At 37.8% G+C, this 22961-nt stretch carries 21 protein-coding genes and 1 other RNA gene; 8 read left to right on the forward strand and 14 right to left on the reverse strand.

Annotated elements, in window-relative coordinates; translation table 11 throughout:
* Positions 1–17: 17 nt before the first annotated feature.
* The 3 genes from rnpB to AC6UDD_RS03200 form a co-directional block, all read right to left on the reverse strand.
* An RNA gene (gene rnpB / locus AC6UDD_RS03190) (RNase P RNA component class B) lies at positions 18–394 on the reverse strand.
* A 12-nt stretch (positions 395–406) separates the two neighbouring features.
* Complete coding sequence (gpsB, locus tag AC6UDD_RS03195) at positions 407–844, reverse strand: cell division regulator GpsB (RefSeq protein ID WP_500718656.1); 438 nt, start codon at positions 842–844, stop codon at positions 407–409.
* 54 nt (positions 845–898) lie between these two features.
* Complete coding sequence (locus AC6UDD_RS03200; protein ID WP_500718658.1) at positions 899–1462, reverse strand: SLOG family protein; 564 nt, start codon at positions 1460–1462, stop codon at positions 899–901.
* A gap of 107 nt (positions 1463–1569) precedes the next feature.
* Between AC6UDD_RS03200 and recU the strand changes: the two genes are divergently transcribed.
* Together recU and AC6UDD_RS03210 are read left to right on the forward strand one after the other, a co-directional pair.
* Positions 1570–2196, forward strand: coding sequence for a Holliday junction resolvase RecU (gene recU, locus AC6UDD_RS03205; RefSeq protein WP_500718660.1), 627 nt, complete (start codon positions 1570–1572; stop codon positions 2194–2196).
* Positions 2197–2208: 12 nt separating this feature from the next.
* A complete protein-coding gene (locus tag AC6UDD_RS03210) occupies positions 2209–4521 on the forward strand; it encodes a PBP1A family penicillin-binding protein (RefSeq protein ID WP_500718662.1) in 2313 nt (770 codons plus the stop codon).
* A gap of 143 nt (positions 4522–4664) precedes the next feature.
* Here AC6UDD_RS03210 and AC6UDD_RS03215 read toward each other — a convergent pair whose 3' ends face one another.
* The 3 genes from AC6UDD_RS03215 to AC6UDD_RS03225 form a co-directional block, all read right to left on the reverse strand.
* Positions 4665–5369 (reverse strand): DnaD domain-containing protein, encoded by a 705-nt coding sequence (locus AC6UDD_RS03215; RefSeq protein WP_500718664.1) that lies wholly within the window; start codon positions 5367–5369, stop codon positions 4665–4667.
* Between the two features lie 26 nt (positions 5370–5395).
* Positions 5396–5899 (reverse strand): cell wall elongation regulator TseB-like domain-containing protein, encoded by a 504-nt coding sequence (locus tag AC6UDD_RS03220; RefSeq protein ID WP_500696704.1) that lies wholly within the window; start codon positions 5897–5899, stop codon positions 5396–5398.
* 67 nt (positions 5900–5966) lie between these two features.
* The gene (locus AC6UDD_RS03225; RefSeq protein ID WP_500718665.1) at positions 5967–8780 is read right to left on the reverse strand and encodes a helicase C-terminal domain-containing protein; all 2814 of its coding nucleotides are present in this window, start codon (positions 8778–8780) and stop codon (positions 5967–5969) included.
* Positions 8781–8943: 163 nt separating this feature from the next.
* On the opposite strand from AC6UDD_RS03225, the gene mvk reads away from it, so the two are divergent.
* Genes mvk through fni form a run of 4 tightly spaced genes read left to right on the forward strand, consistent with a single transcriptional unit; the run spans position 8944 to position 13002 of the window.
* Complete coding sequence (gene mvk / locus AC6UDD_RS03230; protein WP_500718667.1) at positions 8944–9876, forward strand: mevalonate kinase; 933 nt, start codon at positions 8944–8946, stop codon at positions 9874–9876.
* Positions 9877–9887: 11 nt separating this feature from the next.
* Positions 9888–10883 (forward strand): diphosphomevalonate decarboxylase, encoded by a 996-nt coding sequence (gene mvaD, locus AC6UDD_RS03235; RefSeq protein WP_500718669.1) that lies wholly within the window; start codon positions 9888–9890, stop codon positions 10881–10883.
* Positions 10884–10899: 16 nt separating this feature from the next.
* Positions 10900–11967: a phosphomevalonate kinase gene (locus AC6UDD_RS03240; protein WP_500718671.1), complete on the forward strand. Its 1068-nt coding sequence runs from the start codon at positions 10900–10902 to the stop codon at positions 11965–11967.
* 9 nt (positions 11968–11976) lie between these two features.
* Complete coding sequence (gene fni, locus AC6UDD_RS03245) at positions 11977–13002, forward strand: type 2 isopentenyl-diphosphate Delta-isomerase (protein ID WP_500718673.1); 1026 nt, start codon at positions 11977–11979, stop codon at positions 13000–13002.
* Between the two features lie 40 nt (positions 13003–13042).
* Here the strand turns inward: fni and AC6UDD_RS03250 are convergent, their stop codons facing one another.
* Both AC6UDD_RS03250 and glpK read right to left on the reverse strand, forming a co-directional pair.
* Positions 13043–14386 (reverse strand): RsmF rRNA methyltransferase first C-terminal domain-containing protein, encoded by a 1344-nt coding sequence (locus AC6UDD_RS03250; RefSeq protein WP_500718675.1) that lies wholly within the window; start codon positions 14384–14386, stop codon positions 13043–13045.
* Positions 14387–14400: 14 nt separating this feature from the next.
* Positions 14401–15897, reverse strand: coding sequence for a glycerol kinase GlpK (gene glpK / locus AC6UDD_RS03255; RefSeq protein WP_500718677.1), 1497 nt, complete (start codon positions 15895–15897; stop codon positions 14401–14403).
* A 137-nt stretch (positions 15898–16034) separates the two neighbouring features.
* Here glpK and AC6UDD_RS03260 point away from each other — a divergent pair, with 137 nt between their 5' ends.
* On the forward strand, positions 16035–17465 hold the full coding sequence (locus AC6UDD_RS03260) for a C69 family dipeptidase (RefSeq protein WP_500718679.1): 1431 nt from the start codon (positions 16035–16037) through the stop codon (positions 17463–17465).
* A 58-nt stretch (positions 17466–17523) separates the two neighbouring features.
* The gene (yjeM, locus tag AC6UDD_RS03265; protein ID WP_500718681.1) at positions 17524–19047 is read left to right on the forward strand and encodes a glutamate/gamma-aminobutyrate family transporter YjeM; all 1524 of its coding nucleotides are present in this window, start codon (positions 17524–17526) and stop codon (positions 19045–19047) included.
* 40 nt (positions 19048–19087) lie between these two features.
* Here the strand turns inward: yjeM and rplS are convergent, their stop codons facing one another.
* The 6 genes from rplS to ffh all read right to left on the reverse strand — a co-directional run bounded on the left by rplS (position 19088) and on the right by ffh (position 22955).
* Positions 19088–19447, reverse strand: coding sequence for a 50S ribosomal protein L19 (gene rplS, locus AC6UDD_RS03270; RefSeq protein ID WP_500695672.1), 360 nt, complete (start codon positions 19445–19447; stop codon positions 19088–19090).
* 109 nt (positions 19448–19556) lie between these two features.
* Positions 19557–20309 carry a tRNA (guanosine(37)-N1)-methyltransferase TrmD gene (gene trmD / locus AC6UDD_RS03275; RefSeq protein ID WP_500718683.1) on the reverse strand — a complete coding sequence of 251 codons (753 nt, stop codon included), beginning with the start codon at positions 20307–20309 and terminating at the stop codon, positions 19557–19559.
* Positions 20310–20314: 5 nt separating this feature from the next.
* Positions 20315–20827 carry a ribosome maturation factor RimM gene (rimM, locus tag AC6UDD_RS03280; protein ID WP_500718685.1) on the reverse strand — a complete coding sequence of 171 codons (513 nt, stop codon included), beginning with the start codon at positions 20825–20827 and terminating at the stop codon, positions 20315–20317.
* 55 nt (positions 20828–20882) lie between these two features.
* Positions 20883–21131: a KH domain-containing protein gene (locus tag AC6UDD_RS03285; RefSeq protein WP_010021498.1), complete on the reverse strand. Its 249-nt coding sequence runs from the start codon at positions 21129–21131 to the stop codon at positions 20883–20885.
* Positions 21132–21141: 10 nt separating this feature from the next.
* The gene (gene rpsP, locus AC6UDD_RS03290) at positions 21142–21420 is read right to left on the reverse strand and encodes a 30S ribosomal protein S16 (RefSeq protein ID WP_500693721.1); all 279 of its coding nucleotides are present in this window, start codon (positions 21418–21420) and stop codon (positions 21142–21144) included.
* Positions 21421–21509: 89 nt separating this feature from the next.
* Positions 21510–22955 carry a signal recognition particle protein gene (ffh, locus tag AC6UDD_RS03295; protein WP_500718688.1) on the reverse strand — a complete coding sequence of 482 codons (1446 nt, stop codon included), beginning with the start codon at positions 22953–22955 and terminating at the stop codon, positions 21510–21512.
* Positions 22956–22961 lie beyond the last annotated feature (6 nt).

The following is a 22961-nucleotide window of genomic DNA, read 5'->3' on the forward strand; positions in this document are numbered from 1 at the left end:
TGAAAAATGGTGCAGGCCCCTATAAGCCATGTTTTGTGCTTAACCACAACTTCAGGAAAAAGTGGTTAAGTAGTAATCATCTATCTCAAGAACAAATTGTTCTTCCCCCACACTTGGTTCAATTTCCGTGTGTGAAGCTCCCCTACCAAAGTTTGGGTTTCCCGCTCGCGGGGTTTACTGCGTTCCAATAATTTGATTTCTCAAATTAGTCGTTTCTGTGGCACTTTATGAAATACTAGAGCATAGCAATTGCCTTAGTTCTTTCTTTCGCCGTAATCAAATCAATGATCCCTCGGCTTATTTTTTCACCGAGCACGAACACTACAAGCATCTCAGCTTGTGCGAGAGTGGACTTTCCTCAGCCAACAATTGTTGACCGCGATTACTCAGGACCTGCACCAAATCTTTAAAACCTATTAGATTTATCTGAATCCTCGCCATATACACGACGCTCTAAGCTGGATAACCGTTTTAAGATATCCATGTCAGTAGGATTCTGACCTTGAGCTGGCTGACTTGAGGAAGTATTTTTTGGTGCTTCCTCAGGTTTAGTCTGCTCAGCAGTTGTCTCTTCTGGTGCCCGTTGAGGAGCACTTGAACGTTCGATAGGACGTTGAGTACTTTGTGTGCTCGATCCCATTGATACTTGACGAGATAATTCGTCAACTTTTAACTTGAGATCCTGATTCTCCTGATCTAACTGATCAATCTCACGTTGAAAAGTCTCATAGTCTTTAATGATACTATCCAAGAAAGTATCAACTTCAGCAGGATCGTAGCCCCGCATTTTTTGCTTAAATTCTTTTTGTAGAATTTGTTTTGGAGTAAAATTAATATTTTCCATTAATGCACACCTCACCAATCATTTCCGCATACTTCTATTCTATCAGAAATAAAACTAAAAGTCATCATTTAACTGTCTTTGATAATCATCAGCAAGATCTTGTAACTGATCAAAATCAATCAATTGCATCGGATATGCATGATTTTTTTGAAACTGTTGAATAGCTTGATAGTCATACTTAGTTTTACCTTCATTTTCTGGATCATACACTAATAACGACTGGTCCGTATGCGTGAGCATAAATCGTTGATAATTTTTTAGTTGTTTAGGTGAATCATACGGATGGTCACTTACTGAACTTGAAAAATCAGCTTGCGAAACCGCTCGATTTAATTTTGCTTGATTATCTTCATTCCAGTTTGACCCAAATTTTTTAAATGGTAACATTACTGCTAATTGAAATTCATGTGGATACTTTTTTTGAAGTTCTTTAGAAACATCAACCGTCCATTGCTCAATTCCGAGCTGTCCGCCGGTGATAATCCAGTCACATCCATTTTCAATTAACTGTGAAAGTTGATCAAATAAAGCTTGCTTAATAATTTTTAATTTAGGATCATCATTTTGAAAGATCCCTAATTCATAACTTCGGTATCCTGATACCCAAACACGGCTCATTTCTATCCACCTTTCAATAATTATTTCTCCAAGTTACCTACAATTGCTATAATATACTACGTATATGTTAACATGATCATCTTTAATAATTGGATTGAGGTTATACAATGAATTTCCATTATCCTAACGGTAATTCCTATCGAAGTACCAGTAAGTCAAACAAACTTATCATTAAAAAAAATAAATCTACCATTAAGTACGGCGACCGGGGAATGTCCCTTGAAGCCGAATTAAATGAAAGCAATCAATATTATTTGGAAAAAGACATTGCAGTAGTTCATAAAAAGCCTACCCCAATTCAAATTGTAAACGTTGACTACCCAAAACGTAGTGCGGCTGTTATTAGGGAAGCATATTTCCAACATGCATCTACAACCGACTATAACGGTATTTATCGGGGCAAATATATTGATTTTGATGCTAAAGAAACTACTAGTACCACTTCTTTTCCTCTTAGTAACTTTCATAAACATCAAATTGAACACATGAAAAAATGCACCAAATTAGGTGGAATCACCTTTGCAATGATAAAATTTGTTAAAAGTAATGAACTTTTTGTGCTTGAAGGACCAAACCTATTCTATTATTGGGACCGACAAAATCAAGGCGGGAGAAAGTCAATCTCAAAAACAGAACTTCTGGATAATGCGTATCAAATTAAGTACCATCTTCAACCCTTGATTCCCTACCTCAATGCGGTTGATCAAATTATCGATAATAAGAACAATATGTAAAGGAGAAGTCTAATGGCTGATTCAGATGAAAATATTTCTAGAGTACAAGGGTTTAAGCACCATCAGCAACCACGAAAGAAAAAGATGAAGCTTTGGAAAAAAATCATTTTATGGATTTTGGCAGTAATCGTTGCCATACTTATTTGTGGAGCAGGTCTTTTTACTTATTATGCAGCCAGTGCTCCAAAGATATCTTATAATACCCTCTCTAGTGATAATTCAACGACGATATATGATTCAAGTGGTAAGATAATTTCACGTTTAGGTGCACAAAATCGGGACTACGTGAAACAAGATCAGATTCCTGATAACCTAAAAAATGCAATTATTTCAATTGAAGATCGTCATTTTTATAAGGATCATGGAGTTGATCCTGCTAGAATTGTTGAAGCAGCCTTTTCAAATCTTCGTGGCCAAGGCGGCTTACAAGGTGGAAGCACCCTTACCCAGCAATTAGTCAAATTATCAGTCTTTTCGACTAAGGCATCGGACCAAACGCTAAAACGCAAGGCTCAAGAAGCCTGGTTAGCGGTCAAAGTCGACCATGATTATAGTAAACAACAAATTTTAGAGTTTTACATCAACAAGGTTTACATGGGTAATAATGCTTACGGAATGCAAACTGCTTCTGATTATTATTTCAATAAACCATTAAAGAAAATTAATCTCCCACAAACGGCTTTTTTGGCTGGTTTACCCCAAGCTCCTGTTCAATACAATCCCTATACCAATCCTAAGCTGGCAACTGAACGAAGAAATCAAGTTCTAGAAGCGATGGCTAACAATAAAGTCATTTCCAGGGAGCAAGCTAATGAAGCTGAAAAGACTAGTATTCAAGATGGTCTAGTCAAACAACATAATTCAAATTCGTCTCCATACGCAAAAAATGAGAAGTATGCTGATGCATATATCCAACAAGTTGTTCAAGAACTAGACCAAAAGGGATACAAATTAAATGCTGGAAACAAGGTTTATACAAATTTGAATATGGACACCCAGAAACAAATGTATGAACTAGCCAACGATCCCAACTCACCCATTCAATTCCCTAATAATAATTTCCAGATCGGAGCTACCATGGTCAATTCCAACAATGGTAAAGTGGTTTCGATGCTGGGGTCAAGAAAACAAAAAATTGCATTTGGTTTGAACCGTGCAGTTCAAACCGATCGTTCTAGTGGTTCGACGATGAAACCGCTAATGGACTACGGACCAGCGATCGAATACTTGAAATGGCCAACGTATCAAGCGGTTCAAGACACGCCTTTCACGTATCCTGGAACAAATAAAGAACTTCAAGACTTTGACAATAAGCATGAAGGAACCATCACGATGCGAAAAGCACTTGTTGAATCACGTAATATTCCTGCAATCAGAACCCTTCAACAGGTTGGAATCCAAAGATCCCAAGACTTTTTAGCTGGTTTAGGAATGACATTTAATAAACCACTTGAACTACAAAACGGAATTGGTGCCTATATTTCATCAGAGCAAGAAGCGGCTGCGTATGCTGCATTTGCAAATGGTGGAACGTATTACAAGCCATATCTAATCAATAAAGTAGTCAATGTTAACGGTGCTGAAAAGAAATACAGCCCGAAAGGACATCGAGCCATGTCACCAGATACCGCATTTATGATAAATGACATGCTCAAGGGCGTCATGACTTCCCCTAACGGTTCTGGAACTGCTGCTAAGATTCCTGGACTTTATCAAGCCGGTAAAACCGGTACTACCCAGTATCCAGATGATTGGATTAAAAAAGTTCCTGACCAATCATCAATGGATTCATGGTTTAGTGGGTACACGAAGAATTTCTCACTTTCTATTTGGACCGGATATGACCATCAATTTAAACCCGGAAACTATATTTCCGAGCCACAAACACGAATTGCTCAAACCTACTACAAAGAAGTAATGTCACAGGCATCTGCTAATAAACCTAACATCGATTGGCAGAAGCCGGATAATGTGATTGAAACCAAACGAGATGGCGTAAACGAATACTATATCGAAGGTCACATGGGAACCGCAGTCTCAGCTAATAATGCTAGTCAATCTGGACAAGCATCCAAGAATCGTTCAGTTGTTTCAAATTCATCAAGTTCAAAAGACTCCAACAGTTCATCTTCTGACGATAATTCCAGTTCAAGTCAGACGTCATCTGGGTCTAGTTCTAAGGTTGAAGAGCCATCTGAATCAAGCAAGCCGGCTGACCAATCGTCTACTGAGACTACTAATAATCAAGATAATAATAGTCAGAATCAGAACCCACCTGCTTACAGTAACAGTCAGAATTCAGCTGCTTCGAGTTCAAATCAATAAATCGGATATTCATTTAAGGCCCTTCCATTTTTATGGTTGGGGTCTTTTTTTGTTTTTTTGATTAAGTTAAAGTAACTTTTAACTTTTTACTTAAATTTTATCACCTTAGTCAAAAAAATGCATAGATATTTTTTATCTACGCATTATTGATTAATTTTAAAAATCGGAATATTTTGTTTTGGCTTTCTTGGTTGGTCATTGTTTAAACTTCTCTGTCGCTGTTCATTGGCTTCTTGAACTTGCGCAGCAGTTTTAATGTTACGATGCTGCCAATTCAAAAGAATTCGATCCATATACTTCAAACTATAAACTTGACTTAGGACCGCCTCTTTAAGTGCTAACTCAATAATCTTTGGTGAGTACTGATCTTGTTCAAGCCATTGATTGATCGTTTCCAACTCAATTGAAGATAATGGTCGTCCAAATTCTTCTTGAATTTTTTTAAATAACCCTTTTCGTTCCTTAATATCATTACTTTGTTTGTTACGCTCTTTTTGAGCATGATTATTAGTGTTTACTAATGATGTAGAATCAAGCAACTTTTCCATTTTATGATTTAAAAGATCAAACTTATATTCATCCTTCCCAGACTTCGTACTAGAAATGTTGATAATCTTTTTAGAAACTAATTGATGTAATAAATTATAAATATCGTCTTCTTTTAAACCAGTTGCTTTCGACAGCTCAGTAGCACTGGGAAACAAATCCCCTTTAGAACGAGCTAGTACTAACTCCAAAAAGACCACTAATTCAGTTGGGCTCATCCCCAACTCAGAGAAATGCTGCAATAAAAAACCAGAAACGCTAATTGAACCACTTTCTAAATAGCGCTCTAAATTTTCACTCATCTTATTCCTCCTTCAATACTTCATCCTTACAAATTCTTAATTGTTTGTACAATCTTACCCGTCTTATAATTTACCGTGACGTAATTCATTCGATTATTCTGGTTTAAATAGGAAACCACCCAGGCTGGCTGATCCTGATAAATTCCAAGTCCGGTGTTAATAATCTTAGAGGCTTTCCCAATTTTTTGAGCCGTCTTTTCTGCTTCCTGTTGTGTAATCCCACTCTTTTGAGTAACTACCTGCATACTTTTCCCGTTCTTAGGTAAGATGGCATACGCATATTGATTCTGTTTATTATAACCACCAACTGAATAGTATGTCTTATTTAAATTAGATGAATAGAAATGATTAATATCATGAAATCCAGCACTATTTTCTGCTACCGTAGTGACATGAGAACGAGCGCGTAATTGGGGTGCTTTAGCAACATGAAAGAAAATAATAACACCCAGAATGATTAGAACGATCACCGCAACAATTATCCATCGAATCCGATGAGTCCTTTTTCGTTTTAATTGTTCTCTGTACATGAAAATTCCTCTTTTATTTAGCTTTTACATGCATCATTATAGCAAACTTTCCTTGTTTAATAATTAATTAATCCCTCTTATTAAAGAAATCTTGACCATCTTTAACAATCTTAGCGATCGAACCCGTTTTAATTGGTAAATCAGAGGGAAGCGCGTCGATGATTTGCTTACCATACCGTTTGTCGATCAAACGACTGTCCAAGAAGTTAATGATACCATAATCAGTTGAGCTTCTAATCAATCTTCCCACACCTTGCTTAGTTTTGATAATAGCTTCTGGTAAGTCAAAATTATAAAACGGGTTCTTGTTTTGTTCCTTTAAAAACTTAGCCCGACTTGAAACAACCGGATTATTGGGAGATTCAAACGGTATCCGGGTAATAATGAGTTGCTTGAGTAAATTATCCGGAAAATCAACACCCTCAAAATAACCATTAGCTCCAAGGATTACCGGAACTGCATCCTTGGTTGACTCAAACCGTTTGATCATTTTTTCTTGACTTCCAGAGATTCCAGCCGCTTGTATCATAAAATTACCATTATTGTTCTGATCTAATTTTTCGTACACTTTTTTCAAAATATCCAATGAGTTAAACAGTACTAGCGTTGGTACTGCATTAGCGTTGATCAACTTCCAAATTGAGTTAGCCAGATAAGAGATATATTCATCATTATCTACACTAGGCGGCATCGGTGTTGTTTCAGAAATCATCATTTCAGTTTGCTTGGAATAATCAAAAGAAGATTTTAACCGTTTCATTCTTGTATCACTCCGACTTAAGTCAAGCTGATCAAAAATATACTGTGACTTTTTTGATGTAAACAACGTCGAACCAGTAAAAATTGCTGGCTTAAAATAATGATAGATATTTTCCTTTAACTTATTTTTGGAAGCAAAATCGCCAGTCATTAGAATGACATGATTAGGATCTAGATCCTCTGTATAATAGATCCAGTAAAAAGAGGATCGCTCACTAACCCTTTGCTTAACTTGATCCACATTAACACTATCAATGTAATCAGTAATTGTAAGTAAATGACGTTCAAACTTCTCAATCAAAGCTCGATCAGAAATAGTCCAACGATTCTTTTCCTTCTTAACTAACTTTTTGAAAGCATTTATAAATTTTTCTAATTTTACGTTAATATGAGTCAAATGGTTTATTTGACCCTGATGGGCTTTCACAAATTGAAGTAGTTCTTTCGCACTAATCGAAGACTCAGAACGCCGGGTGGTAACGGGCTTCATGAATTTAACCCTAAAATCCTGTAAAATCAACTGATTCGTATCAAAAATAGCATCTAGCTGGGAATCTAACCCATTAAGTCGATTTAACTCATCAATATCGTCAGAAAAGATTTCATTTAAATTTAACCCGTGGGTTTGAAATAAATCATTTTTAACTCTTCCAATATTTTTCTTTAAAGTATTGAATTTGACAACTTTTTCTTGCGATGCAAACGCAACGTCAGCAAGCTTATGAGCTTCGTCAACCACTAAGTACGGCTTTGAAGTCATGTAACTACTTAATTGACGACTATTCTCAAAAAGATAATTATGGTTAACGATAACAATATCAGCACGTTCCACCCGCTTCAATTGAGCAAGTAAGAAGTCAACATCTAGAAAGGAGTTCTTCTTATCCGTCTCCACATGAGAATTTTGATAATTAATTTGATCAATAAAGGGAACTTCATTGGGAAGATTTAATTCGTCAAGATCACCCGTGCTTGTTTCAGTGAGCCAGACCAAGATTCGTGCTTTCATGAATTGTGACTGTTTAGACTTATCGTGAAACTGAAGTGTTTTGCTAAACCGTTCCAGATTAATATAATGATTGACGCCCTTTAACATGGCAACATCAAAACTCGTGTTAAGTAACGGTTCCAGTTGATTTTTAATTGTAGAATACAACTGCTCCTGAAGTCCGTTGGTAGAAGTGCTGACCACTAGCTGTTCACCTTCATTAACCAAATAAGCCATCGGAACCAGATAGCCAAGGGTCTTTCCACTTCCAGTTGGCGCTTCAATCAGTAAATTATAGGTGGGTTTTTCTTTATCATGATAATTATTATAAATTAAGTTCATCATTTTGCTTTGTGAACTTCGCCAATCTAACTTCCCCATAAATTGACGTTCTTTCTGTTTCTTAGTCTTCGGATACTTTGTCAAATTGTGTTCTGAGATTGAATAAGATGACGTCTGATTTTTTAGGGCAACTCCGTTTACAACTACATACTGTGAATCCAGATCACGCAAATGTTTTCTTTTAATCTTTTCGCGAGCTTCAATAAATTGAACCGTATCTCTAGGAAGATCAGGATGAACCTTAAGAATAGACTGAATTGTCACTAAGGGTAATTTCTCAATCTTCTTCATGATTGTTAACAGTAAGTGAGCAGTCGCATCAGCATCACTTTTAGAGGAATGCGGATGGGTGTGTGAAATCCCAAAATGATGACTTAAGTCCTTTAATCGATATCCCGTCAATTCCGGAAAGAAGATTTGACTCAATGTGACCGTATCAATGGCTTTAATATCTAGCTCGGGATAACCCACTCTTTCTAATTCAGCATTTAAAAACGGAAAATCAAAATTAACGTTATGGGCAACAAAGACAGTACCACTCAGTATTTTATAAATATGGGGAGCAACTTGATCAAACGTTGGTGCACCTTTAATCGTCTGAGCGTTAATGCCAGTTAAGTGAGTGATATCTTTGGGAATCGCCTCACCATTATTAACATATGTGGAGTAGGAATCGACCACTTGACCACCTTGAACAAAAGTACAACTAAATTGAATAATTTGGTCACCATTAGAGACATCCGTTCCAGTTGTCTCCATGTCAACGACTGCATATTTTGTATTCCTCGGCACCTGTCTCACCTACCTTTAAAACTAACTTCACTACAATATTACTACATTTATCTTAATTTTTATATAAACCAATATTTAATCATTAGTAAAGTATTCTAAAATATATTGGTCATGTTCTAAATTATGATAAAATAGGTATGTTTGGAAAGTGAGCGATTGAAATATGAACACGACTGCAACCGGGTTGAGTCATGCAAAAATAATTTTTTTAGGTGAGCACAGCGCCGTCTACCAAAAGCCTGCGATTGTTTTTCCTGTGCCACAAATTAAAGTGAAAACGACCATTAGTCCCAATGGTAACAATCAATTATTCAGTAAATACTACCATGGACCAATAAATGCTTTACCCTCTTCAATGAATGGATTACAGACACTTATTAATCGTCTTAACCAATCATTAAATCCCGATAACATCCCAATTGATATCAAAATCGATAGTGCAATTCCTTTGGGGAGAGGGATGGGTTCATCCGCTGCAACCGCTAGTGCAGTTACCAGAGCCTTTTTTCATTTCTTTAATCATCAATTAAACGCCAACCAGCTTAAGAAATTTACCGATGTAGAGGAAAAGATAACTCATGGTAATCCAAGTGGAATTGACGCTAAAACCGTCAGCGCACCTAATCCCATCTTATTTGAAAAGGGTCAGTTTTATGATTTCCCCGTTTCAAGCACAGGAACTCTCATCATTGCTGATACTGGCATTTCAAGTAATACTTCCACAGCGGTTTCAATGGTAAGAGATGAAATGGACAGTAACTTTCAAAATACGAATGATTTAATTAACGACCTTGGAGATTTAGCTGAAGCAGCTAAACATTCTCTGACATCTAATCAACTCAAACAAACTGGCCGATTAATGAATCTGGCCCAAAATGATCTTTCAAAATTAGGAGTTAGTTCAACGGAAATTAATACCTTGGTAAATGCCGCTAATCAAGCCGGTGCCCTCGGTGCTAAACTAACTGGAAGTGGACTTGGTGGATGCATTATTGCCCTGTCAGACTCTAAAATCACCACACAAAAAATCAAGACAACCCTTAAACAAAATGGAGCACAAGGAGTTTGGGTTCAATCACTAAATGAAATGAAGTAAGGAGATTTATTATGTCCGACAATACTAATATCTATGGAACCCAGAAGGCTCGTGCTCATACTAATATTGCACTAATCAAATACTGGGGAAAGGCCAATAGTCAACTCATTATTCCAGAAGATAGTAGCCTGTCTTTAACTTTGAATGATTTCTATACCGATACTGAGGTTTGCTTTGACCCATCTTTAAATTCTGATCAAATCATCTTTAACAATCATCTAATGACCGATTCGGAAGGAAAAAGGATTGTTAGTTTTCTTGACATCGTCCGAAAAAAAGCCAACGCTAACGTTTACGCCCACGTTAAGACCAATAACAACATCCCCACTGCCGCTGGGCTTGCTTCATCTGCTTCAGGCTTTGCTGCTCTAGCTGCTGCTTCTAGTAAGGCCATTGGAATGAATCTTTCTAAAAAAGATCTTTCCAGGCTCGCTAGACGAGGATCAGGTTCAGCAACGCGCTCTATTTTTGGCGGTTTCGTCAAATGGGAAAAGGGTCATAGTGACGAAACTTCCTTCGCCATTCCGATTGAAGAAGACATTGATTGGGACGTTAACCTAGTAGCTGTTATTACTAATCGAAACGAAAAAAAGATTTCTAGTAGAGAAGGCATGAAAATTTCTAAGTCCACTTCCCCTTACTATCAAGCATGGAAAAAAGTTACTAGTCATGACATGACCACGATGAGAAAAGCAATTCGTACTCATGACTTCGACTTAATGGGCCACACTGCTGAGGAAAATGCCATGAAAATGCATGCTCTCACGTTCAGTTCCGATCCAGCTTTTACATATTTTAATGGAGATACACTTAAAGCAATTCAAATTGTTCACGAATTAAGAAACAATGGCATCAGTTGTTACTTTACAATTGACGCTGGTCCAAATGTAAAAGTGTTAGTCCAACATGATAATTTAAACCAAGTTGTAAATCGCTTTAAAAGCACTTTTGGATCATCAAACGTGGTTGCTACCACTCCAGGTCCTGGAATCGAATATTTAAATTAAGGGAGTAATTAATTACATGATTTCCGCAAAAGCACCGGGTAAATTGTACGTAGCTGGTGAATATGCAGTAGTTGAGACCGGCTATCCTGCTATCATCGCTGCATGTGACCGCTTCGTTAGGGTCGGCATTAAAGCAAGTTCCGATTTTGGGAGCATCTATTCAAAACAGTACGATGAAAATATGCTACATTGGAAGAGATTAGGCCATCGCATGGTCTTTGATAATCGTGATAATCCTTTTCAGTACATCATTTCAGCAATTAAAGTAACTGAAGAATACGTTGAAACTCTCGATAAAAGTTTAAAAACATACGATATCATCGTAAATAGTGAACTCGATAGTGCCGACGGACGTAAATACGGATTAGGTTCCTCAGCTGCCGTCACGGTTGCAACCGTTAAAGCCTTATGCGAATTTTACGATATTGACCTTTCGACGATGCAACTCTTCAAGTTAGCCGCAATTGCTCATTTTGAAGTTCAAGGAAATGGTTCGTTAGGCGATGTAGCTGCTAGTGTATTCGGTGGTTGGATTGCTTACCATTCATTTGACCGCCAGTGGTTAGCCAACGCCCGTAAAGACGTCGACTTAGTAGAATTATTAGACTTAAAGTGGCCTAATTTAAAGATTATGCCATTAACAGCTCCCGATAATCTCCAACTATTAATTGGATGGTCTGGTTCCCCTGCCTCAACTTCCAATCTAGTTGATCGGGTGGAATTAAAAAAAGCCAGAAATTCTGAACTTTATCAAGACTTTCTTCACTTTAGTCAGGAGTGTGTCTTAAATATTGTTAATGGCTTTAAAAGTTCTAATCTAGAAATGATCCAAAAAAACATTGAAAATAACCGCAAACTCCTTTTAAAACTCGGTGAATTTGCTAACGTTGAAATTGAGACACCCAAGCTAAAAGAATTAATTGACATTGCCGATCATTTTGGTGGAGCAGCCAAAACTTCGGGAGCTGGTGGCGGAGATTGTGGAATCGTCATTATCAATAAAGACAGTGACATCGATGATCTTGTTAACGATTGGAATCGACACGGAATCAAGTTACTAGACCTTAATATTCACACGAATTAGGAGAAACCAATGACTAACCAACAGTCACATCGAAAGGATGAACACGTCTCACTTGCTAAAAAATTTCACCACACGGAATCAGAAGCAGGATTTGATCAAGTCCATTTTATGCCAGTCACTTTTCCTGAAATGACCCTTCAAGATGCAGATATCTCAACCAAATTAGGATCAATTTCATTAAAGATTCCCTTCTACATCGAAGCAATGACTGGTGGCAGTGAATACACCAAAAAACTAAATTATCATCTAGCCGCTATCTCCAAACGATGCGGAATCGCAATGGCTTCGGGATCAGAAAGTGTAGCAATCAAGCATCCAGAATTAATCGATACATTTTCAATTATCAGAAGTCAAAATCCGGACGGTCTTATTTTCGCTAACGTCGGAGCCGACGTAACCCTTAAGGAAGCACAACGAGCAATTGATATTCTTCAAGCTGATGCTTTAGAAATCCACGTTAATGCGGTTCAAGAACTTGTGATGCCTGAGGGATCAGACTCCTTTAATTGGTTATCCAATATTGCAAATATCGCACAAAACATGAATGTTCCAGTAATTATCAAGGAAGTTGGCTTTGGAATGAGTTCTAATTCCATTCAAACTCTTTTTAACCTCGGGATTCGATCCGTAAATATTGGTGGTCGTGGCGGGACGAACTTTGCTCAAATTGAGAACTTCCGTCGTCATCAAAAAGAAATGAATTATTTTAAAAACTGGGGGATTACCACGGTACAATCACTCTTTGAAGCTCAAAAAGTTCCTTACATGAACATCGTAGCGACTGGTGGTATCACTAATCCCATGGAAATCGTCAAATCACTGTATTTGGGAGCCGACGCCGTTGGAATTGCAAGTCAGATTTTGGTGAAACTAATTGATGACGGTGAAGATGAAACCGTGAAAATGATTAACGATTGGATTATTGGAATTAAGTCCATTTTCACCGCACTGGGTGCACACAATATTAATGAACTGCGTCAATGTGAATCAGTAATTGGTCCAGAACTACAAAATTACTTAAATCAACGCAAATAAAAAAGACCTTCGTTTAGAAAACGAAGGTCTTTGTCTTTTCTCATGGTTTAAACCTTAATCCCTTAGGAAAAAAGTTTTTTAACGTCCCGTTCACAACTTTACCAAATCCAACACTCATTCCCCGACATTGAATTAAGTACCATCCCTTCTTTAAGTTGGGATCCACGGTAATGGTGTCACCATGGACATAACTCTGCCACTGTTGATCAGTAATTTTAACGACGTTCTTTACATCATTAGGATTAATTGCCAATGCCAATGCATACGAAGGTTCGATTCGATTCTTTTTAATCGTTCCAAGTGGCGTTCCGGGTCGCATCACTTTCAAGCCATCTAAATCGGGGATGGCTGGATTAAATGAATAAAGGGCACTACCAAATTCTAGAAGATCCTTTGTCAAAAAGTCACCCTTAAAATTAAGGTTACAGAACTCTTTCCACTCTTTTTTTATACTACTTGAGACGTTACTTCTTTGATGCTTAATCTTTTTGGATTTTCCAACATCTGTACTCTGCAACTTGGCAATAAAATGCCCATCACCTTTAAATAAGTTGGGAAATAAGCGAACCGTTTTAGTTAACTCTTCGTTTCCATCCGCCCATTCCGGCTTTCCGTCGATCATTCCATCATATTTCTTAATCGGAAGAGTCCGAAAATCATAATTAGCTAAGATCCAGGCAATTATCTGTTCGTCTTCTTCTGGTGAAAAGGTACATGTTGAATAAACTAGTTGTCCACCTGGCTTTAACATCTTAACGGCTTCTCTTACAATGTCTTTTTGCCGCACAGCACACTCTTTCGGATAATCAATTGACCAGTATTTTGTTGCGTCATGATTTTTTCTAAACATTCCCTCACCCGAACATGGTGCGTCAATCAAGATCTTATCAAAATACCTTGGAAAATGCTTGGACAGGGTATGCGGATCTTCATTCAAAATTAACGGATCCCACACACCAAACCGTTCAAGATTTTCAACTAGAACCTTGGCTCGGCTCCTGTCAATTTCATTTGACACAAGCAAGCCCTTGTTTTTCATCATGCCCGCCAAATGAGTCGACTTTCCTCCTGGGGCGGCACACAAGTCTAATACTTTGTCTCCCACACTAGGATCAACCACCTCTGCTACGTACATGGCGGATGGTTCCTGACTGTAAATGTAACCACTCTGATGCTCGACGGTTTTCCCGCTCACTTTCCCATAATAACCATTTTGGGTATAGGAAATTGGATTTGCCATATCCAAATGAACCTCAGCTTTAGTTTTGAGTGGATTGGTTCGAAAGGCATTGTAAGAATCTTCATCAAAAGAATCAATAAAACTTTGATAATCATCTTTTAATAGATCATGATATTTACTTTTAAAATCTTCAGGTAATTTCATACTGATAGTCCTTATTATTCAAATTGCTTGGCAGCTCTCACCGCCATCTTCCATCCCTCGTATAATTTTTTTCTTTCATCGCCACTCATATGTGATTCAAAAAAAGTACCAACACGCTTACTTCTTTTAATCTCATCAATATCCTTCCAAAATCCAACTGCCAAACCAGCCAGATAAGCTGCTCCCTGTGCCGTGGTCTCCGAAATTAATGACCGTTCAATTTGATCATTTAAAATGTCGGCTTGAAATTGCATTAAGTAATCATTTTTAGCAGCTCCACCATCTACTACTAGTGACTTAACCGGAATCTTAGTCTCTTCTACCATCGTATCAAGAACGTCCTTGGTTTGAAATCCCAATGATTCAATGGTCGCACGAACTAATTGATTACGCGTCGTTGATGAAGTCAAGCCAAAAATTGATCCGCGGATTTCCTGATCCCAATATGGCGCACCTAGTCCAGTAAACGCTGGCACCACGAAAACTCCGTCACTCGTTTTGGCGTCATAAGCCATTTGCTCAGACGCTTTAGCCGATGAAATTAAACCCATCTCATCCTTTAACCATTGAATTGCCGATCCAGCCACAAAAATACTACCTTCTAAAGCGTATTTGACTTCGCCATTCAACCCATAGGCAATCGTGGTCAACAATCCATTACTAGAAAACTTTGGCATTTTTCCAGTATTCATCATAATAAAGGCACCCGTTCCATAAGTATTCTTTGTCATTCCGGGTTGTAACGCTAATTGTCCAAATAATGATGCTTGTTGGTCACCGGCAATTCCGGCAATTGGAATCTGTACCCCTAAAAATGAATATCCTTTCGTATATCCAAAGAGATGTGACGATGGTTTCACCTTAGGTAACATTTTCTTAGGAATATTGAAGAGCTTTAACAGATCATCATCCCACTTCAAGTCGTTAATATTATATAACATTGTCCTACTAGCATTAGTATAGTCAGTAGCATGAACGGTTCCGCCGGTCAGATTCCATAATAACCATGAATCAACGGTTCCAAATAACAAATCCCCATTCTCCGCTCGTTTCTGAGATCCCTTTACATGATCTAAAATCCACCTAATTTTTGTACCAGCAAAATAAGAATCAACAATCAGTCCCGTCTTCTGGTGAATTAAATCAGCGTAACCGTCAGTTATCAACTGATCAGCAATTTCACTGGTCTGTTTTGATTGCCACACCACAGCATTGTAGATGGGTTTTCCACTTCGTTTATCCCAAATTATAGTCGTCTCACGTTGATTAGTAATCCCGATACTTCGAACTTTATAGGGAGGGACTTCAGAGTTAATCAATACTTCAGAAATCACTGCTTCAACTGCATTCCAGATTTCAACCGGATCTTGTTCCACCCATCCTGGATTAGGAAAATATTGTTTAAACTCCCGTTGTGCTTTTCCCACAATCTGGCCGTCATGATTAAACAAAATTGCGCGCGCTGAGGTAGTTCCCTCATCAATTGACATTATGTACTGCTCGTTACTCATACTGCTCCTCGTTTTTCCAAATTAATGACATACCATAATTATACTCTAAGTAATTTAGCATACCAAACGTCAAATTATACCATAACCAAGGCAATATGGTAGAATACTTACATGTGATTTAATAGGAGGCAATCTAAATGACAAGTTTTAATGAATATTCTGCATGTACCAGCATTTTAGTTGGAAAAGATGCCACGGTTGATGGCAGCACTTTAATTGGTCGCAATGAAGATGCTAAAGCATCATGGCCAAAACGATTTGTTGTCCATGAACATAAAGAATATAAGGATAATCAAGAATTCAAATCAACTGACAACGGCTTCAAGATGCCACTACCCAAGACGCGAGGGAAATACACTGCTACTCCTGAATGGACAGACCAAGATGGTTTATTTGAAGAGGATGGCATTAACGAATATGGGGTTGCTATGAGCGCAACTGAAAGTACGTACGCTAACCCACGTGTTCTAGGTTATGATCCCCTTGTAAAAAATGGAATCGGCGAAGAAGCCATGGTAACCGTCGTCTTGCCTTATGTCCATTCCGCAAAAGAAGCCGTCAAACGTCTTGGTAACATTGTTGAAAAATATGGGGCCAGTGAAAACAATGGAGTCCTTATGTCTGATAAAGAAGAAGTTTGGTACTTAGAAATTGGTTCGGGACACCAATGGATCGCTGAAAGGATTCCTGACGATGGGTATGCCATCGTTGCTAATCAAATGGCCATTGAAGAAGTTAATTTTCAAGATAGTAATCACTTCATGTGGTCACCAGAAATCAGGGACTTTGTATCAAAACACAACTTAAATCCGGACCGTTCTGGTTTTAACTTTAGACACATTTTTGGAACCCACGACCTATCTGACACTTACTACAACACCCCTCGGGTTTGGTACGGGCAAAAAATGTTTAACCCAGAAATTAAGCAGGATCCCACTTCTCAAAACCTCCCATTTACAAGGAAAAGTGAAGAATTAATATCGGCGCTCGATGCCCAAAAGTTGCTCAGTTCACACTATCAAGGAACTCAGTTCGATCCAATTGGTGCAGGCACAGAAGCTGATCGAACTCGATTTCGTCCCGTTAGTTTGGCAAAAACCCAAGAATCACACGTGCTCCAAATCAAACCTAATCTACCAATTGAAATTGGTGGAATTCACTGGCTTGCTATGGGTGTAGCAGCACAGAGTACTTACGTCCCATTTCTTGAGGGAATTTCCGATACTCCTGAAGCATATAAGTACCATGTCAAGATGAATTTTGATCCTAAATCGGCTTACTGGATCTTCAAGCTAGTTGGAATCTTAGTTGACCCACACTACCTTGAATTCGGTGACAAACTTAAAAACGTGCAACAAAATTTAATCGAACAATACGAACAAATTTTACAACAGGTAGAACAAGAGTCCGACGGCTTGGATTCAACTGAACTAACTCAGCTTGCTAATGAAGCCAGTTCTAAGGCAAGTAAGCTCGCTTTGCGTAGCTTTAAGAACCTTGGGCAATACTTGATTACTAACTCAACGGACTTCTCTCCTCTCAACTATCACCAAGATTTAAATCTATAAAAAAAGAGAGTATACTTTATTAGTATTTCCATTAAATTTAATCAAGGAGAGTGACTTCATGTCTAAAGGGAAAAAGCAAAGTAAATTAGGCTTAATGTCTTTAGTTTTAATGATACTCACTGCGATATTTGGCTTTGGTAATACGACCGTCGCCTATGATCAAATGGGCTACGCCAGTATTATCTGGTACATATTTGGAGCACTAGTATTTTTCTTGCCAGTTTCATTAATGTTTGCCGAATATGGTTCAACTTTCAGTAGTGCTAAAGGTGGAATTTATTCCTGGCTTAAAGAGTCAATTGGTGAACGCCTAGCCTTCATTGGAACCTTTATCTGGTTATCATCATGGATCATTTGGATGATCTCGACTTCTTCTAAGGTCTGGATTCCATTTTCTAACATTATTTTTGGAACGGATAAAACCCAAACATGGCATTTGTTTGGAATTTTTACCCCAATGCAAACAATTGGAATCCTCGGGATTGCCTGGATTTTAATTATTACTTTGTGTGCGACTCATGGTTTTGATTCAATTGCTAAGATTGCAAACATCGGGGGAGTGTTATCAATTGCTTTGCCACTGATCTTTGCTATCTTATCAGTAATTGTTTGGGTCTTAAATAAGGGCCAACTTGCTGAACCAGTCAATGGCGCTAAAAGTTTCATTCAATCCCCTAATCCATTATTTGTCACCCCAATCGCAATCATGTCATTTGTTGTTTATGCGATTTTTGCGTATGGAGGAATGGAGTCAATTGGTGGAGTTGTTGATAAGGTCAAAAATCCTACGAAGACTTTTCCTCGTGGGGTCATCATTGCCGCAATCATCATGGCAGTCATCTATTCTGGATCCATTTTTTTGGTTGGTATTACAGCTAACTGGCATGAAGTCGTCGGAAAGGGTTCGGTCAACCTGGGTAACATCACTTACGTTTTAATGAATAACCTAGGTTATGTTTTCGCTAAAACCCTTGGCTTTTCTGCCGGATCAGCAATGGAATTTGGTCGCTTCATGGCCCGAGTAGCCGGTTTAGGGATGTTTATTCCATACTTAGGTTCTTTCTTTGTTCTGATATATTCCCCAATCAAATCATTTATTGAGGGATCCAATCCAGATTTATGGCCTAAAAAAGTAGTTAAATTAAACAAACATGGTATGCCAGGGTTTGCAATGTGGATCCAAGCATTTGTCGTTGTTGCCGTTATCTTTGTCATTTCTTTCAGCGGAAATAATGCTCAACAATTTTACTTAATTTTAACTGACATGGCTAATATTTCGACAACTTTCCCATACTTATTCTTAGTTGGAGCTTTCCCATTCTTCAAGAAACTAAAGAATGTTCCTCGTCCCTTTGTCTTTTATAAGAATCGAATTGCTACTAACATCATGGTAACCATTATCTTGGTTGTCCTAGTGTTAGGAATTGGTTTTACTGCTATTCAACCAATCCTGACTCACGATTACACCACGGCCTTCTGGACCATTGTAGGGCCATTGGCTTTTGCACTGGTTGGTTGGTTAATGTATGAATACAACAGTCGAAGAGGTACTAAAACTGCTAAAGAAGTTGATGACCAATAAAAAAAGAGTTCGCAATGCGAACTCTTTTTTTTACATAAAATTAATGCTTACGACTTGCTTCTTTAATACGAGCAGCCTTACCAGAACGATCACGTAAGTAATACAACTTAGCACGACGAACTGAACCACGTCTAACAACATCAATCTTAGCAATTCGTGGTGAATGTAATGGGAAGATTCTCTCAACCCCAACTCCACTGGCAATTCTTCTTACTGTGTAAGTAGCTTGAATGCCTGAACCGTGACGTTTAATTACAACACCAGTAAACTTCTGAATACGTTCGTTACTACCTTCAACAACCTTTACGGAAACTGTAACGGTATCACCGACACGAAATTCAGGAATATCTGAACGAAGTTGATCACTATTGATCTTATCAATCAATTTATTTTGACGCATAATCATTTCTCCTAACTAGCATTCTTATCTTCTCGACAGCGGAATACCGTTTTATTTAGCCATAAAAGACTACTTAAAATTATAACATATTAGTCTTAAAACTCAATACTTACTGATCTTCTTCTTTAATTTTTACGTCTGAAAGCAGTTCCTTTTGCCTTTTTGACAGTTTGCTGTAATTAATCAGATCGGGTCGTCTCAGATACGTTTTTCGAAGAGATTCCTTTTTTCGCCAATCATCAATCTTTTGATGGTCACCACTAGTTAAAACGGGAGGGACCTTTAGTCCTCTAAAATCGGCTGGTCGCGTGTATTGAGGATATTCAAGTAATCCACTTGAAAAAGAATCTCCTGGAGCTGACTCTTGATTACCAAGGACACCCTTAATGAGTCGAACGGTCGCATCAATCATTACTAACGCAGGTAATTCACCACCCGTCAGGACAAAATCACCAATTGAAAATTCGTCAGTTACTACGGATTTAATTCGTTCATCAAACCCCTCATAGTGACCACACAAAAAGGTTAAATGGTCCTCTTTGGCAAGATTTGCAGCATCGTTTTCATCAAATCTTTTCCCTGCCGGATCGGTTAAAATGACCCTGCCAGATGAATACCCCTGGCTCTCAGAAACTTTTTGAACGTGAGCAAAAGCATCAAGCATTGGTTGAGGCTTAAGTAACATCCCAGCTCCTCCACCAAACGGAGTATCATCCACGTTATGATGTTTATTAGTCGAAAAATCACGAAAATTAGTAATATCAATATTTATGATTCCTTTTTCAATTGCTTTACCGATAATGGATTCACTCAAAGGGCCCTTTAAAATATTCGGGAAAAGGCTCAATATATCGATCTTCATCGTAACTACATTCCCTCCATCAACTCAACGACTACTTTATGATTAGGAATATCCACTTTTTTTACGACCGAATCAATTTTTGGAAGTAACAAATCATCTTTATTCTTACGTCTCACAACCCAAACATCATTGGCAGGCATATCCATAATATCTTTTATTACACCAATTTTATTATCATCTTTATCGATAACATCCATGCCAATAATTTGTTGATAGAAATATTCGCCTGGTTGTAAGTCAGTATCTTTTCTTTGCTCCGACGTAATTTTTAGGATAGCGGGCTTAAGATATTCAACGTCATTTATGGAATCGCGACCAGAAAAATGTAACAGAATAAATCCCTTATGACTTCTAACCCCGTCAATCTTCAATTCTTCCATTCTTCCGTCTTTGGGGAATACATAAACAAGATTACCAACTTTAAAGCGTTGATTAATAAAATCAGTAGTAGGCTTTATTCGTACTTCACCTTTAATTCCCTGAGTATTTACTAATTTCCCAATTTCTAAGTAATCCATAGTTCACCTATTTCTATAAAAAAACTCTTAAATAAAAACGAGTTTTATCTAAGAGCTAATCTTTGCCATCATCAATAACGAGTTTAATTCGTTTTCCATCATTAACATGAACACTATAAATTATGGTTCGAATAGTCTGAGCAACTCGACCCTTTTTTCCAATAATGCGTCCAACGTCATTAGGATTGGTAGACAATATATATTCGCTAAATTGATCAGTATCCTGATGACTAATACTAATATCATCAGGATATTTAACTAATGGCTTAACGATTGTTTTAATTAAGTTATCAAAATTAACCATAATCGATCACTTATTTCTTAGCTGCTAATTTGGCATCATGTAATTGTTTCATAATACCTGCATCTGACAAAATATTACGAACAGTATCAGAAGGTTTAGCACCTTTTTCCAACCAGTCCATGATTGATTCTTCTTTTAAAGTTACTTGATCAGGTTCAGTTAATGGATTGTAAGTACCAACATTTTCGATAAAACGACCGTCACGAGGACTACGTGAGTCAGCAACCACGATACGGTAAAATGGACGCTTCTTTGAACCCATTCTTCTTAATCTAATTTTTAATGACATAAATACACCTCCTAATAGTTTTCTTAACAGTTACTAATATTACCAATAAATATTAGTGATGTAAAGGTCTTTTTCTTTACAGTCTGAAATTAATGTCTTTTTTTATTTTTTCGTCGCTTCTTTTTATCCTTTTTGATCTTGCGACTCATCCGCTTCATGGCGAGGTTCGACAATTTACCAGTCATTCCTCCGCCCATCCCAGCAGAATCCATCATGTTTGACAACCCCGACATATTTCCGTTAGACACTTTGTTCATCATTTTCTTCATTTGATCAAATTGTTTAATGAGTCGGTTGACTTGTTGAATCGGTTGAGCCGATCCACGAGCAATTCGGCGCCTTCTAGAGGGATTTAAAACATCGGGGTTGGAACGTTCCTCATCAGTCATTGAATAGATAATCGCTTTAATGTGGTCTAAATCTTTTGGATTAACGTTTAAATTCTTTAATGCCGGATTATTGGCCATTCCTGGAATCATTTTAACTAAATCTTGAATTGGACCCATCTTTTGAATTTGTTCTAATTGATCAACAAAATCATCAAAATCAAAAGAATTTTCCTTGATTTTTTCGGTTAATTCCTTAGCTTGATTTTCATCATACTCTTTCTGAGTCTTTTCGATGAATGAGAGCATGTCTCCCATTCCCAAAATTCGAGAAGCCATTCGATCTGGGTGAAATACGTCCAAATCATCTAATTTTTCACCTTGACCAACAAACATAATTGGTTTGTCAGTCACAGCCCTGATTGACAAAGCAGCTCCACCACGAGTGTCTCCGTCTAACTTTGTTAGAATAACACCGGTAATATCTAAAGCATCGTTAAATCCGACCGCCGTATCAACGGCATTTTGACCTGTCATAGCATCAACAACTAAAAGAATATCATTTGGATTGGCCACCTGTTTAATATTCTTTAATTCATCCATCAGGTTTTCGTCAATTTGAAGCCGACCGGCCGTATCAATTAACACATAATCGTTATTATTCTTGCTAGCTTCCTTTAAACCATCTTGAACAATTTGTACTGGGTCAACGTCCGTTCCCTCCTGAAATACTGGAACATCAACCTGTTCGCCAACCTTTTCTAACTGTTCAATTGCGGCTGGACGATAAACATCGGCAGCAATCATTAATGGACGCGCATTATCTTCAGATTTAAGCCTTTTAGCTAATTTACCAGCTGAAGTAGTTTTACCTGCTCCTTGAAGTCCTACCATCATAATGATGGTAGGAATCTTGTCTGATTTAACTAGTGGAGTGGCGGATTCCCCCATCATGTTAGTCAGTTCATCGTTAACGATCTTAACAATTTGTTGGGCTGGATTTAGTCCTTCAAGGACGTCAGCTCCCTTAGTTTTTTCCTGAACCTTCTTTACAAACTGACGAACCACCTTAAAGTTAACGTCCGCTTCTAGTAATGCCAATCTAATTTCACGCATCGTTTCACGTAAATCAGATTCGCTAACCTTGCCTTTTCCTCTTAAGTTTTTAAAAGCTTTTTGTAATCGATCGGTTAAACCTTCGAAAGCCATCTTTTC

It is taken from the genome of Fructilactobacillus sp. X2R1C3 (genome assembly GCF_059901425.1).

Coding starts and splice junctions, on each gene's coding strand:
- gpsB (WP_500718656.1), bottom strand. CDS start 844: ATGGAAAATATTAATTTTACTCCAAAACAAATTCTACAAAAAGAATTT.
- AC6UDD_RS03200 (WP_500718658.1), bottom strand. CDS start 1,462: ATGAGCCGTGTTTGGGTATCAGGATACCGAAGTTATGAATTAGGGATC.
- recU (WP_500718660.1), top strand. CDS start 1,570: ATGAATTTCCATTATCCTAACGGTAATTCCTATCGAAGTACCAGTAAG.
- AC6UDD_RS03210 (WP_500718662.1), top strand. CDS start 2,209: ATGGCTGATTCAGATGAAAATATTTCTAGAGTACAAGGGTTTAAGCAC.
- AC6UDD_RS03215 (WP_500718664.1), bottom strand. CDS start 5,369: ATGAGTGAAAATTTAGAGCGCTATTTAGAAAGTGGTTCAATTAGCGTT.
- AC6UDD_RS03220 (WP_500696704.1), bottom strand. CDS start 5,899: ATGTACAGAGAACAATTAAAACGAAAAAGGACTCATCGGATTCGATGG.
- mvk (WP_500718667.1), top strand. CDS start 8,944: ATGAACACGACTGCAACCGGGTTGAGTCATGCAAAAATAATTTTTTTA.
- mvaD (WP_500718669.1), top strand. CDS start 9,888: ATGTCCGACAATACTAATATCTATGGAACCCAGAAGGCTCGTGCTCAT.
- AC6UDD_RS03240 (WP_500718671.1), top strand. CDS start 10,900: ATGATTTCCGCAAAAGCACCGGGTAAATTGTACGTAGCTGGTGAATAT.
- fni (WP_500718673.1), top strand. CDS start 11,977: ATGACTAACCAACAGTCACATCGAAAGGATGAACACGTCTCACTTGCT.
- AC6UDD_RS03250 (WP_500718675.1), bottom strand. CDS start 14,386: ATGAAATTACCTGAAGATTTTAAAAGTAAATATCATGATCTATTAAAA.
- glpK (WP_500718677.1), bottom strand. CDS start 15,897: ATGAGTAACGAGCAGTACATAATGTCAATTGATGAGGGAACTACCTCA.
- AC6UDD_RS03260 (WP_500718679.1), top strand. CDS start 16,035: ATGACAAGTTTTAATGAATATTCTGCATGTACCAGCATTTTAGTTGGA.
- yjeM (WP_500718681.1), top strand. CDS start 17,524: ATGTCTAAAGGGAAAAAGCAAAGTAAATTAGGCTTAATGTCTTTAGTT.
- rplS (WP_500695672.1), bottom strand. CDS start 19,447: ATGCGTCAAAATAAATTGATTGATAAGATCAATAGTGATCAACTTCGT.
- trmD (WP_500718683.1), bottom strand. CDS start 20,309: ATGAAGATCGATATATTGAGCCTTTTCCCGAATATTTTAAAGGGCCCT.
- rimM (WP_500718685.1), bottom strand. CDS start 20,827: ATGGATTACTTAGAAATTGGGAAATTAGTAAATACTCAGGGAATTAAA.
- AC6UDD_RS03285 (WP_010021498.1), bottom strand. CDS start 21,131: ATGGTTAATTTTGATAACTTAATTAAAACAATCGTTAAGCCATTAGTT.
- rpsP (WP_500693721.1), bottom strand. CDS start 21,420: ATGTCATTAAAAATTAGATTAAGAAGAATGGGTTCAAAGAAGCGTCCA.
- ffh (WP_500718688.1), bottom strand. CDS start 22,955: ATGGCTTTCGAAGGTTTAACCGATCGATTACAAAAAGCTTTTAAAAAC.